Consider the following 12,654-nt stretch of genomic DNA (forward strand, 5'->3'; position numbering starts at 1 on the left):
GCAAGCGCTGTTGGACAAGGGTTGGACCGAATTAGATTTAGCTTACGCGTTAAAATCAGGCCTGAAGCATGATGGTGACGCCTTCGGAGGAAGTATGGGGGAAGTTGTTAGAGATGGTACTTCCTTTATGCAAAAAGAAGACCTGGAAGCAATAGCCCATTATCTAATGAACCAATAATCCAAAGCCCTCGTGATTGAACTGACCCCCAATAGTTGGACAGCCAATTACTGGGGGTCTTTTTATGTCCAAATACAGTCGCGAGTTTAAATGCTGCGTTGCAAGGCAGTGTTTAGGAGGCATAACGTCTCGCCATTTAGCCCGGCAACACTCCATTTCATCAAGACAAATTAGGTATTGGGCTCAAGTCTTTGCCATTCATGGGGATGAATCTTTTTTAGCCACCCAGCATGCTTGTACAGCTCAATCCAAGCTACAAGCTTTGAGCTTAATGTGGAAGAATGATTGGTCTATCACGCACACAAGTGCTGTTCTAAACCTCACATCCCCTGGAATACTCTCTATCTGGCTCAAAAGATACACTGAGCGCGGTATCAAAGGGCTTGAAACAAATCCATTAGGAAGGCCTCCCACCGTGAAGAAGCAATCTCAACGAACAGTTAAACCAGATCATGAGATGACACTTGAAGAGCTAAAAGAAGAATTGGCCTATTTGAGAGCTGAGAATGCTGTCTTAAAAAAGTGGGAAGAGTTGGAGCAGGAAAAAAGCCGTCGAGCAAAGAAAAAACGGCCATAGCTCTGACTCTAAGAAAGAAACACCCACTCAGACATCTACTCCAAGCACTCAAGCTTGCAAAAAGTGTGTTTTACTATCAGCTTGATGTGAGCAGGCGCCCAGATAATTATGGATGTGAAAAGCAGTTGATCGTATCCATATATCATGAACATAAGGGGCGATATGGTTATCGCCGTATTCATTGGGAGCTAAAGAGGCGTGGTGTGATGCTTAATCACAAAACGGTTCAAAAGCTGATGGCTCAGCTAGATCTCAAGTCGACGGTGCGTCCTAAAAAGTATCGCTCTTATCGCGGTGAAGTGGGAAGCATTACCCCGAATGTATTAGAAAGGGACTTTAGCGCGACTAAGCCCGATGAGAAGTGGGTCACGGATGTGACAGAATTTAAGGTCAAAGAGCAGAAGGTTTACCTGTCACCGGTCGTCGACTTGTTTACCAGAGAAGTGGTTGCCTATAGCATTGCGAAAACCGCACGCTTATCGCTTGTGATGGATATGCTTGAGCAAGCAATCTCAAATCTCACGCCCAAGTCAAAGCCTATCATACATAATGACCAGGGTTGGCAATACCGCCACCGGGCTTATCAGAAACAGGTAACTGGTCATGGGTTAAAGCAAAGCATGTCGAGAAAAGGCAATTGTTTAGATAACGCCGTGGCTGAAAACTTCTTTGCCCTACTTAAAACCGAGATGTACCACAATAAAAGCTTTGAAAATGCCGATGATTTGATAGCACAAATCAAAGCTTATATTGAGTATTACAATACCAAACGGATTAAGGTGAAACTAAAAGGCCTGACTCCGATAGAATATCGAAACCAGGCCTTAAAAGCCGCTTAACTGAAATGTCCAACTTTACGGGGTCAGTTCAGATGAGGGCTTTTTTATGGAAATAATAATATGAGAACCTTTGGTGTTTTATTGCTGTCAACAGCTCTTGTTGGTTGTGATATGGGTCGTATGGAAACAGATAGCTATGCCGCAAGGGAATTTGTAGGTAACGGAGAGCGGGTCTACTTTACAGGAAGAAATGAAGTGTGTGATTCATAGACATCCTTTCACTATTATGGGGTGCTATGAACAGAGAATTTCAGCAACGATTACTATGGGTTCGCCTCTATGAGGAGTCTAGTGATACCGGCTTTGTATGCCGTAGATGTGGCATCTCCAGACCTACTTTGAGGAAATGGTGGCGTAGATTCGGGCCGATGGTGAAGAGGGCCTACACAGTCTCAGTAAACGCCCTCACACGTCTCCTAACACCAAAATTAGTGCTGAGATGGAAAACTTAATTCTAAACCTCAGAGTCTCTCGTAATCTTGGTGCAAGGTGACTTCAAAGTGAGTTATTACGGCTTCAGCATATTTCATTGTCGCTGGCATCTATCCATAAAGTTTTAAAAAAGCATCAAGTAAAGCCAGTCAAAAAGCTTCGTAAGAAGTCAGATTACATCAGGTATGAACGCCGATCCCTAGCGATAGAGTAGAAATGGATACCTGCAAAATCGGCCCAGGCTTATATCAATACACGTCTGTTGATGATTGAACCCGTTATAGAGTTTTACGCATCTATAAGCGTCGCACAGCAGCCAACACGTTAGATTTTATTGATGCCGTTATAGAAGAGATGCCTTTCCCAATTCAACGGATACAGACAGATCGTGCTCGTGAATTTTTTGCTGTTAAAGTCCGAGAAAAGTTGATGGATCTAGGAATTAAATTCCGTCCAAATAAGCCAGACTCACCTCATTTGAATGGCAAGGTTGAGCGTTCGCAGAAAACAGATAAGACAGAGTTTTACGCGACCATTGATATGGCCTCAGAACATATTGATGACTTACTTGCTGAATGGCAGTACTACTACAACTTGGATCGCCCTCACAGTGCTCATAAAGGCAAAACACCAATGGAGCGTTACCTTAAGTTGAGCGAAGAAACTCCGATTTCCGAGGAGTCGTATGCAGATTACCTGCCATCTAAAGAACGTATAGAAGAGGCCAACTACAAGTTAGATTTGGAGTCGGCCAGATTGAAACGGTCTCTATGAGTCACACAAATGAAGCTGGAGAGCGCGATCCTGAGATGCACCAAACTTAGAAGGGAAATAAATGGCACTTCGGCATGAAAGTCCATATCGGTGTTGATGCCATAACCGGCCTGACGCACAGTTTCACCACCACTGCCGCGAATGAGCATGACCTCAACCAGGCCGGCCACCTTCTTTACGGCTAGGAAGGCTTTATCTTTGCCGATAGTGGCTATCGTGGCGCAGAGAATTGAGATGAGCTTGAAGGTGTAGAGGCCGATTGGCACATTGTGAAGTTCCCAGCAAGGTCAAAGAGCTAAAGAAGCTCCCGCGTATCAATAAAGCTCAACCGAAGACCGAGTATCTGAAAGCCAGCATTCGTGCGAAGGTTGAGCATCCATTTCGGATTATCAAGTGTCAGTTCGTCTTCACCAAGGCGTGCTATCGTGGATTGAAGAAGAACGACAGCAAGCTGGCCACGCTCTTCGCTTTAGCGAATGTCGTACGCGGGGATCAGATGCTACTGACTTAGGGCAAGTTCGTCTGCATGCTGAGAAATCGGCATGCAGACGGTGAGAAACGGGTGAATATCGGGCATTTACGCCGTAAATACGGCTTGATTAATGAAAGTTTATAAGTTGGAAGGATGCTTGTCTCCTTTCATCATTTGACCTTGTGGGCCGTCACCTCCTTCCATCATGTAGTGTTTGCCTTCAGTTTTGCTATGTTCACCACTCCCATACTTTTCGACATGATCAGAGGATGCACCGGCAGGATGGTTTTTACCTTTCATCGTATGACCTTGAGGCCCGTCACCAGAATGCGGCATATAGTGTTCGTTAGTGGATGAAGCTTTTTGCGCTTTAGTGGTTGGAACCACAGGATGACTCTCGTCCATTCCCGGCTTGTGTTTTTTACCCTCCATCATATGGCCCTGAGGTCCGTCGCCACTATGGGGCATGTAATGTTTCTCATCAGCTACAGATGAGTTACTAAATGCGATAGCTGCAGAAATAATAAATGAGGAATATAGCTTTTTCATGTTTAATAGCCTTAGGTTAGTTGGAGATACCAGTTTAAATATCCTACTAACCGGAGGTCAACATATTTTATCTACTGTAACTAAGGAACATGCGATTAAGCCCCTCAGCATGAGATAATCCATGCTCTGATGTCCTGAGGTGTATACGGTTATCGCAAGATCCATAGCGATCTACGTGAATATGGTGAAGCCTGTGGCCCCAATAGAGTTTATCGGCACATGCGTTTAGTAGAGCTGAAGGCACAAGTTGGTTACAGGAAACCACGTCAGACAAGCGGGAAGGTTCATATTGTCACTCAGAACCGACTTCAGCAGCAGTTCAGTGTTTCTGCGCCTAACAAGGCATGGGTAACAGATATTACCTATATCAAAACTCATGAGGGTTGGCTGTATTTGGGTTTAGTCGTTGATCTGTTCTCCAGGCGAGTGATTGGTCAATACAATCCCGTATTACTAAGAAACTAGTGCTGGATGCTTTACTCATGGCTATTTAGCGATGTAATCCCGAATGTTTTCATTCTGATCAGGGAAGTCGGTACACAAGTCATGATTGGCAATCCTTTTTAGAGGTACATGGCCTAAAAGGCAGTATGAGCCGACGAGGTAACTGCCATGACAATGCAGTTGCTGAGAGCTTTTTTCAACTACTGAAAAGGGAAAGAATCCGCCGTAGGTTTATGCAATCAGAGAAGATGCACGCAGTGATATCTTTGAATACATAGATCTGTTTTACAACAGCGCGCGTGCCAAGGTTTAGCATCCGTTCCGGATAATCAAATGCCAATTTGGTTTTACTAAGGCCCGCTACCGTGGGCTGAAGAAGAACGATAGCAAACTGGCCATGCTGTTCGCCTTGGCGAACATCGTGCGTGTGGATCAAATGCTGCGTGAGTAGAATAAATCCGTCTGCATGCTGAGAAATCGGTATGCAGACGGTGATAAACGATCAAATATCGGGCAATTACGCCGTCAATTCTGCCTGATCAGAAAAATTGCTCAGAAGGTGGGACTAGATCGTAGGTTCCTTAACTGTGTGGCGCAGGAATTGACCAGCCAATAACAAAAACAAGCCCAATACCCAGTACGCCCATGAGGACTACCCGTGGCCATATCAGCACTCCATTTCGGGGTAACTTCCAAACTAAAGAAATAGCGATGAGAACCTGCATGAGGTAGTACAATGCGAATCCCTTCGATGCCAAATTGATGATTTCAAATACATTGGCGGACCAAACAAGAAACAGTGCCAGTACAATAATGAGCATGTAGTAAACATTATTGGAAAGTCGCCATTGAACCAGCTCTTTTAACAAGCCCCCGCCTCCGATCGTATCGGCTAACGCTGCACTGAGTTGGCTCGCCGTTGCGGCAATCAACAATAAAAACGGCAATACCCAAACGGCTTTACCCAGTGTATGGCTGATAGTAGTTTCGTTGAGTTCAGTGATAGGAAACGTGAGAAAAATGGGGCATGTCAGACCAATAAAAACCACATAAAGTGTGATAGCGATTCCCTGAGAATATTTGACCGCATTGATGCGTTGTTCGGGATTGTACTGCTCTCCCATAAATCGAGCAGTCTCAAACCCCTGCGTGACCATCAGCATACCGGCCAGCATCGCCGTGGTCTGAATCAAGCTGAGCTCCGTAATGGCTTCATGCTGAAACCAGGCTGCCCCCTCGACAATGTCGAAGGACAGTAGTGCAGCAAGCACACCCAGTATAATGGCCAGTTTAATGGTTACCGCGACAAGCTCTATCCACTCCAGTCCCTTCGCCCCGCGCAGCCAGGCGATTGTCATGATCGAAAGTAGTAAAACCGTGGTGGCCCACTTTCCGGCTACAGGGTCGGAAACTCCCAACCTGTCAAATATAAAGGCTGTAAACAGACTGATATAAAAGGCCACAGAAATGGCGTACGCAATCCCCAGACTCCATTGAGCCGCTTTCTCTAATCGAGAGATAACGCCTGTGGGGTGTTTCTCCAGGTAGGGCTCTGCATTTGTAATATTAAAGCGTATGACCCAACCCAGTGCGTAGGCAAATACCGATAGCCCTACCATACCCAGTAAGGCCCATTTACCCATCACTGAATGCAACAAGGGAGCAACGATTAAAAAACCGCTACCAATAATGGATGCAAGGGGGGTCACAGTGGCGCGCCATTGTTCTGAGTGACGAAGCCGTCGGTGAAACAGCATGATACCGACTAACAATGTGACACTGACCGCAACGCTATTTAAAAACATATATATTCCTCCTAGCTCAATGGTGCTTGTACCAGCCAGCACGTTTAATATCATTCCAGGAGGTCGATTGATGGCAAGCAAAGCACTCTTCCACCTTGGCCTTATGTTGACCCGCAACTTTTGCAGAAATCATTTTGAAGTGTTGCATGTAATGGCTGGGTGGCGCTTCGTGACATTGGTTACAATCGTAGGATTGATTTGACGGGTGTATGAACTCCGGTAAAGACCACTGATCCGTTCTATGACACGAAGCACAGTCGTTACCAAAGAGGCCAAAGTGACGGTCATCATTGCCGTGACAACTCGCACACTGTAAAACGGATTCTTCTACTGAAATGCTCGGGTGTACGAACAATGGATCAGTTGGTCGATCACTGGATACGATGCTTTGCAGAAGATCGCGTGTAGCCGTCCCTTCATCGAATTGAATGGTCGGGTTTGGCAACATTGCCATTCCCACCGTCGTAAGGAACTTATGATCCATAACGGAAATCTTGGCGTTTCGTCCATGGTGCTCCTGGTGACACGAAGCACATTCAGTCACATCGGCGTGGAATGCTGTGGGCTGTCGTTGAAGAATTTCTAACTCATTGGCGTGACACATCACGCAATTTTCGCGTGTCACACCTTGTACGGGTGTATGGCACCCCTCACAGTTGTTTTCAAGAAAAGCATGAGCCGTGCTCAGCTCTCCCGGGCTCACCGTTTGTTCCCAGTTTATATCCGCTGGATTATCCGATTGATGCCACAGATGGCTGATCAAAAGCACCGACAAAGCAATGCCAATAAAAGTCAAAATACGCGTTTTCAAAGCCACCTCAACCCGAAATAAATTTCAGAACCAATATGAAAAATTAACAATGCATAAAGCACTAACGAAATGGCGATATGGAATTTCAACCAGCGTTGAAACCACCCTTTAGCGGTATCATGAATTTTGATGCTGTAGTCGACATCGGATATGGCATCTACCAGCTTGAGAGCCTGCGCAGTTGATGTCTTGGCTGGATGCTGAGACCAAAAACTGGCGTCTACGAGTGCTGGCAAGAGCGATCGGTGAAATGAATGTACTGGGCTCGGATGACCCTCTTGCCCCTGGCTTTCCAGCTCCACTCTGACCTGTTGAAATTTCGAGTGGAGGTCACTCCTTAAAGCTTTTTTATCGCGCAAACTGGAGGAAATCAGGGAGAGCAGATAGCGACCAATAAAGCCACTAATAACCACGACAAACATAAGAATGATCAACGAAGAACCCACATAACTGTCAAACCGGTGGGCACTGTGCAACAGTCCCAATATAGGGCCGAGCACACCGGCATAGACATGCCAAAGGAGAAGCTTTGGCATAGGAACTCTTCGGGTGATCCATTTCTTCAAAGGTTTCACCCGTTTGATAACCAGGTAAAACAAAGGAACAAACATGAACAGCGCGGCAATGATCCCTAAAAGACTGCCTTCAAAGCTGCCTGGGAAACGGGGGTCTCGATGCCAGATAAAGCCCAGCCAGAGCAGCAACATGAGTAGGAGTAGTCCACCGACAATCTGACGTTCTTGGTTATTCATCGTGTCAGGCCTCTACTTCAACCGGTGTTGAGGGAATGGCCTGGCATGCCAGTATGTAACCGCCTGCTTTATCCTCGTCTTCCAGGCCGTCGTCCACATCCATTTCGACGCTCCCGCTAAGCAGCTTCACTTTGCAACTGCCACAGCTCCCGGCTCGACAGGAGCTTTCGATATCAACGTCCAATGCTTCTGCGACTTCCAGAATTGTTTCTTCAGGACCTGATTTTCCTTGCTTTCCAGACGCAACAAACTTCACCTCATGAGTTGAGGCTTCAGCTGAAGCCTCAGTACTCGATGCAGTCGAAGGAGCGGCCTTTTTCTTGGGGGGTTCACCGCCAAAGGCTTCGGTCTTGATACTTTTCTTTGGCATACCCAATTCAAGCAACATGTCGGAAATAGCATCCATCATGGCCGGCGGGCCACAGATGTGTGCAACTTTCGATGTCAATTCAGGTACGAATCCCTTAATTAACTCTGGGGTTAGTCGCCCTTGAGGCCCCATCCAGGTTGTGCCTTCCGCCCGCGTCATACTGATCAGTACATGCAGGTTGCTGTGACGTCGCTGTAAATAGAGAAGCTCTTGCTCAAATATAAAGTCGTGGGTTGTTCGTGCGCTGAAGATGAAGTAGATATCCCCCTCCCAACACTGTGCCGTGAGATAACGAACAGCACTCATCATGGGTGTAATCCCGACGCCACCTGAGACTAGAACAACACTATTTACCCCTTGACCGTTAAAATAGAATTTGCCATTGGGTGCTTTAATTTCCAACAGATCATTGAGCTTGACGGTATCGTGCATATGGCGCGAAACAAGCCCATGTTCCTCTCTCTTAATGGTGACCTCCATATAGTCACGTTGACTTGGAGATGAGGCGATGGTGTAAGATCGTTTAACGATTTTCTCCTGGCCTGGAATCGATAAACTGAAGGTGACAAATTGGCCCGGCTCGTAATTAAAAGGCAGCTGTTCTCCGTTCGGCTGTGCCAAGCGAAATGTTTTAACATCGTGAGTCTCAGTAAATATACCGGTTACTCGCAGAGGACCGGTATAACGGCCAGCTTTAGTCGGGACGGCGGCGGCCGGGGCATCACCACTTGGGACAACAGTGTTAGAGACATCAGCGGTATTGTCAGAAGGGGATTCCTTTTGACTATCCTCAGGTGTCTTTGGCGAAGCATCTGCATCGGTAAGCGATTGCTGCCTAAGCTCTTCCATCAAAGCACCCGCTCGACGCATTTTGAAGACGTACATCCAAATCATGGTGACGGCAAATGCGATGAGAACCAACATGATGCCCGTATGCAATGGCGTCATCCCCAGAAACCGAGGGGGCTCGTGAGAGCTGACTGTAGGTAGAAGGTTCATTTCACGCTTAAACCATTCCAAGGCAACTCGACGAGGCGCTTGCCCTTCTGTCAAAGCACGTTTTGCCGCCAAGCCGCTGTTGTACTGACTTAAGCCTTGTTCTATTTCGAGGACCGCCGATTGCATCCGTGTAAAATCCTGCCGTGCATCTGCTCGCGACAAAGCATCGAATCCTTGGACCATGATGGCGGTGCCCGCCTGCATTCGACCAACAGCTTTCGTCAGAACTTCTTCGCGCTTTTCCTCGGGTAATTCAGGGAGCCGCATCAATGATGGGTAAAGATCCTTGGGTTTTGGCGCTCCCATCTTCTCCATCATGCCATCCATCATTTTGCCCATGCCAGCTCCCATACCTCCACCCATTCCATTGCCGGAGGAAGGTTGTTTACCAGGCTTGCCACCTTTTGTATTACCCGATTCAGATTGACTCTGCTCACCATAGACATCCGGATGATGGCTGCGATGCTCTGCATCAGATTCTTGTGCATGAACTGACAAGGTCGCTAACAGACCTGCTACGGCTACCATCACGACCGGTAGGAATCTCGAATAGTGTGCAGTTGGCCAATACTTTCTTACTTTATTTTTTTTGGGCATCACGGTGTTCTCTTATGGTTGATCAAAGCTTTGTGTCGGTGAGTCTGGACACTTGCTGGGTCGTTAGAACCGAGACTGCCTTTCCAACTTGTTGTATGAAAGCCAAGCGGATCTTTGAATTTGTCGATTCAATTGCCATTACGGTTTTTTGGATCGCCTTATAGTCAGGCTGCCCCAGGGCCGTGAGCTCCCACAGACGCTGTTCGTGGGAATCGCGTTCAGAAATCAAGGATTTTTGCTGACGTTGCCATTGCGATTGGATGCTTTGCAGTTGATCCATTTGGCTTTGTGTTAAATAAAGAAGCGCAGAGTGATCCAAAAAAAACTCATTTTCTCCGATGTGATAGAGATGAGGTGCACTTGCGTAGCCGGGGAGGCTAGTTTCAGTGTTGGTGGTTCCAGGCGCTTGATCTTTGGGTGGCTGCCCCATCATAGGCATGTTTTTCATGCCCATTTTGCACATCATGCCCTTACATTTACCCATCATCATTTTATCTTTCTGCATGCCTTGCATAGACATAGGCGCAGACATATCCATTTTCATGCCTTTTCCCATGCCCATGCCTTTATCCATGCCCATGCCTTTATCCATGCCCATGCCTTTATCCATGCCCATGCCTTTACCCATGCCCATGCCTTTACCCATGCCCATCTTCTTGGAGGATTGCATGTTGGAATCTGCTTGCAGAGCCGTTGAGCCATCCCCTGCTACTTGTCTATCGCTGGGTGTTGTTTTTGGGGAATTTGTGGGAGTAGATGACGCAGACTGTTTTAAATTACTGTTCATTTGGTCCAGCGCACGTTGTATCTTGGAGAAATCACTTGTCGAGTTGTTCTCAACCGCTTGAGTACTCTCAGGCACGGGACTTCTTTGCTTCTCGCCAGCTGGTTGTGCATTGACCGAGCAAGCGGACAGCAGAGTGACCAAAAGAATAAGCAGTGGCGAGTGACCTCGTTCACCGAATACTGATGTAAGTAAGTTTTTCATATGACACATGCCTTTCACGGGTACTAAACACCCCGACTGGATTAAACTCGATTCTGCCTATGGCATTTGCGTTAGAAATGCCATAGCCGAAGCGTTGCTGCACTGCTGACACCCTGGTCACCGTCTATCCAGCTACAGGGATAGGTCAGTGCTTGTTGATTACATTATTTCATTTTCATGTGATCATGTTTTTTAGATTTCGCTGCCGTATGGCCCATCATTTGCTTCATCATTTTTTCCATCATTGCCATCCGTTTTTCCATCATTTCCATTTTTTGTGTCGAGCTCATGTCTTTGGCATCCGACATTTTTTTACCGTGATGTCCTCCCTTTTTGCCCATACCATCCATTTTGCTCCCCATCATTTCCGTCATTTTCCCCATGCTCTTGGCATGATCGTCCAACATTTTTTGACGCTTTTTGGGGTCCTGCTCTTGCTTGGCATTTTCGAGCAATTGCTCCATTTCAGACATATGCTTTTGCATCATTTCCATCTTTGCATCGTCCATCGCATGCATTGCCATGCCATCTTTCATCATGTGCTGATTTGCCTGGACTGCAGTCAAAGGACTGATGATCAATGCTGCCATAAGGGCGTATTTGCTAAGGTTTTTCATAAAGATCTCCTTTAGGTATATTTGAAGCGTGCTAAGACGCTGAAGTTGTTTCTCATTAAAAAGTTGTTGATGGCTATATGCCAATCGTCGTCAAACTCCACTGTGTATTAGGCTTTTGTTTCACCCTCTATCACAGTGCCCTTCTTTGCCAACCAAGCTGTTATAAATAACTGCGAGTGACGCGCCAGTTATAGCAGCTAAAGCTACCCAACCTACCAGTCCGACCAAGAACCCTGTCCATGTCAAAGTCCAGGTAGTCTGGGCTAAATCGACATGTATCATGTGTCCAGTCATTTGTAGTGTGGAGTGAGGAAATAGCACAACAATAGCGCTACATATCACCCATAGAAGACCTGCAGACAATGCACTTGCCATTGCCAATTTATTTGTATTTATCATCATTATTTCCTCGTTTTCTGATTCTTTTGGCACCCAGTCACTACTTATTTCTAATGCTGAAGGCCAGTGCCAAAACAGCTGCCAATATCATGTCGACTCTCCCCCTTCTTGTATTTCAAGTGGAGTTTCGGGGGGCTCCGCTGCCGTCCTTCTTTTCTCCTGAAACTGTAAGATAAAGCTGTAAATTACCGGCAATACCAACAGGTTGAGGATAGTAACGGTCAGCATCCCGCCCAACATGGGGGCAGCAATACGGTGTGTCACATCCGATCCTGTTCCGCTACTCAACATAATGGGAATTAAACCCGCCATCGTTGATATGGCAGTCATCGCCACAGGACGGACACGTTTTGATGTTGCTGAAAGAACGGCTTCCTTGATTTCTTCAAATGACAAACTGCCTTGCGCGGCAGTCCGCCTTTTCGCAATTTCGGCATCAATAAAACTTAAAACGAGTACACCAATTTCTGCGGCCATCCCGGCCAACGCAATGAACCCGACCGCTACGGCAACAGACATGTTGTAATCGTTGATATAAATGAGCCAAATACCGCCAACCAAACCAAACGGGATCGATAGCATTACAACTAACGGCTCAGTGATGTTGCGGAAATTGAAATAGAGCAATAGAAAAATGATTAACAGTGTTGCTGGCGCGACAATACTCAAACGCGCAGCAGCACGCTCCATGTATTCAAATTGTCCTGACCAGGTAATGGTATAACCAGCTGGTACGGTAACCTGCTCCTGCAAGACCTGTTTTGCCTTGGCCACATAGCCACCGATATCCGATGTAGAAATATCAACATAAATCCAAGCGTTAGGACGCGCATCTTCGCTTTTGATGACTGGTGGACCACGGCGATAGTCTATTTTGGCGACCATGGCCAGGGGAATTTGAGTACCTGTGGGTGTCGGTATCAATACCCGTTTCAAGGTCTCCATGTCATCGCGCAATTCACGTGGATAGCGGAGGTTTACCGGATACCGTTCAAGCCCTTCAACTGTTTCTGTGATATTCATGCCGCCAATGGCACTTTGAATAATATCC

11 protein-coding genes and 3 pseudogenes are annotated in these 12,654 nt (G+C 46.6%); 5 read left to right on the plus strand and 9 right to left on the minus strand.

The window, feature by feature from the left end; all coding sequences use genetic code 11:
• Positions 1-242: 242 nt before the first annotated feature.
• From GY843_RS19025 to GY843_RS19040, 4 genes and pseudogenes are all read left to right on the plus strand, one after another.
• Complete coding sequence (locus GY843_RS19025) at positions 243-755, plus strand: helix-turn-helix domain-containing protein (protein ID WP_297312044.1); 513 nt, start codon at positions 243-245, stop codon at positions 753-755.
• Positions 701-1,594 carry an IS3 family transposase gene (locus GY843_RS19030; protein ID WP_297312045.1) on the plus strand — a complete coding sequence of 298 codons (894 nt, stop codon included), beginning with the start codon at positions 701-703 and terminating at the stop codon, positions 1,592-1,594. The genes GY843_RS19025 and GY843_RS19030 overlap by 55 nt, the downstream gene beginning before the upstream one ends.
• A 236-nt stretch (positions 1,595-1,830) precedes the next feature.
• Positions 1,831-2,800: pseudogene (locus GY843_RS19035) on the plus strand (IS481 family transposase).
• Between the two features lie 8 nt (positions 2,801-2,808).
• A pseudogene (locus GY843_RS19040) lies at positions 2,809-3,311 on the plus strand (IS5 family transposase); the annotation flags it as partial.
• Between the two features lie 99 nt (positions 3,312-3,410).
• On the opposite strand, the gene GY843_RS19045 reads toward GY843_RS19040, so the two are convergent.
• The gene (locus GY843_RS19045) at positions 3,411-3,821 is read right to left on the minus strand and encodes a hypothetical protein (protein ID WP_297312046.1); all 411 of its coding nucleotides are present in this window, start codon (positions 3,819-3,821) and stop codon (positions 3,411-3,413) included.
• A 141-nt stretch (positions 3,822-3,962) separates the two neighbouring features.
• On the opposite strand from GY843_RS19045, the pseudogene GY843_RS19050 reads away from it, so the two are divergent.
• Positions 3,963-4,716, plus strand: a pseudogene (locus GY843_RS19050) (IS3 family transposase); the annotation flags it as partial.
• Between the two features lie 130 nt (positions 4,717-4,846).
• Here GY843_RS19050 and GY843_RS19060 read toward each other — a convergent pair.
• From GY843_RS19060 to GY843_RS19095, 8 genes are all read right to left on the minus strand, one after another.
• Complete coding sequence (locus tag GY843_RS19060; RefSeq protein ID WP_297312047.1) at positions 4,847-6,070, minus strand: hypothetical protein; 1,224 nt, start codon at positions 6,068-6,070, stop codon at positions 4,847-4,849.
• 16 nt (positions 6,071-6,086) lie between these two features.
• Complete coding sequence (locus GY843_RS19065) at positions 6,087-6,554, minus strand: hypothetical protein (RefSeq protein ID WP_297312048.1); 468 nt, start codon at positions 6,552-6,554, stop codon at positions 6,087-6,089.
• Positions 6,555-6,877: 323 nt separating this feature from the next.
• A complete protein-coding gene (locus GY843_RS19070) occupies positions 6,878-7,633 on the minus strand; it encodes a hypothetical protein (RefSeq protein WP_297312049.1) in 756 nt (251 codons plus the stop codon).
• Between the two features lie 4 nt (positions 7,634-7,637).
• Positions 7,638-9,599, minus strand: a complete 1,962-nt coding sequence (locus GY843_RS19075) for a 2Fe-2S iron-sulfur cluster-binding protein (RefSeq protein ID WP_297312050.1) — start codon at positions 9,597-9,599, stop codon at positions 7,638-7,640.
• Positions 9,600-9,621: 22 nt separating this feature from the next.
• Positions 9,622-10,587 (minus strand): hypothetical protein, encoded by a 966-nt coding sequence (locus GY843_RS19080; protein WP_297312051.1) that lies wholly within the window; start codon positions 10,585-10,587, stop codon positions 9,622-9,624.
• 164 nt (positions 10,588-10,751) lie between these two features.
• Positions 10,752-11,204 (minus strand): hypothetical protein, encoded by a 453-nt coding sequence (locus tag GY843_RS19085; protein ID WP_297312052.1) that lies wholly within the window; start codon positions 11,202-11,204, stop codon positions 10,752-10,754.
• Between the two features lie 120 nt (positions 11,205-11,324).
• Positions 11,325-11,606 carry a DUF5676 family membrane protein gene (locus tag GY843_RS19090; RefSeq protein ID WP_297312054.1) on the minus strand — a complete coding sequence of 94 codons (282 nt, stop codon included), beginning with the start codon at positions 11,604-11,606 and terminating at the stop codon, positions 11,325-11,327.
• Between the two features lie 84 nt (positions 11,607-11,690).
• The coding region (locus GY843_RS19095; protein ID WP_297312056.1) for an efflux RND transporter permease subunit at positions 11,691-12,654 on the minus strand (964 nt) is incomplete at its 5' end.

It is taken from the genome of Neptuniibacter sp., from assembly GCF_024231755.1.
Taxonomy (GTDB): Bacteria; Pseudomonadota; Gammaproteobacteria; order Pseudomonadales; family Balneatricaceae; genus Neptuniibacter.

Bases quoted from the DNA above. Each gene is read 5' to 3' on its own strand.
- GY843_RS19085 (WP_297312052.1), bottom strand. From the start codon at position 11,204: ATGAAAAACCTTAGCAAATACGCCCTTATGGCAGCATTGATCATCAGT.
- GY843_RS19065 (WP_297312048.1), bottom strand. From the start codon at position 6,554: ATGGATCATAAGTTCCTTACGACGGTGGGAATGGCAATGTTGCCAAAC.
- GY843_RS19070 (WP_297312049.1), bottom strand. From the start codon at position 7,633: ATGAATAACCAAGAACGTCAGATTGTCGGTGGACTACTCCTACTCATG.
- GY843_RS19075 (WP_297312050.1), bottom strand. From the start codon at position 9,599: ATGCCCAAAAAAAATAAAGTAAGAAAGTATTGGCCAACTGCACACTAT.
- GY843_RS19080 (WP_297312051.1), bottom strand. From the start codon at position 10,587: ATGAAAAACTTACTTACATCAGTATTCGGTGAACGAGGTCACTCGCCA.
- GY843_RS19025 (WP_297312044.1), top strand. From the start codon at position 243: ATGTCCAAATACAGTCGCGAGTTTAAATGCTGCGTTGCAAGGCAGTGT.
- GY843_RS19090 (WP_297312054.1), bottom strand. From the start codon at position 11,606: ATGATGATAAATACAAATAAATTGGCAATGGCAAGTGCATTGTCTGCA.
- GY843_RS19060 (WP_297312047.1), bottom strand. From the start codon at position 6,070: ATGTTTTTAAATAGCGTTGCGGTCAGTGTCACATTGTTAGTCGGTATC.
- GY843_RS19045 (WP_297312046.1), bottom strand. From the start codon at position 3,821: ATGAAAAAGCTATATTCCTCATTTATTATTTCTGCAGCTATCGCATTT.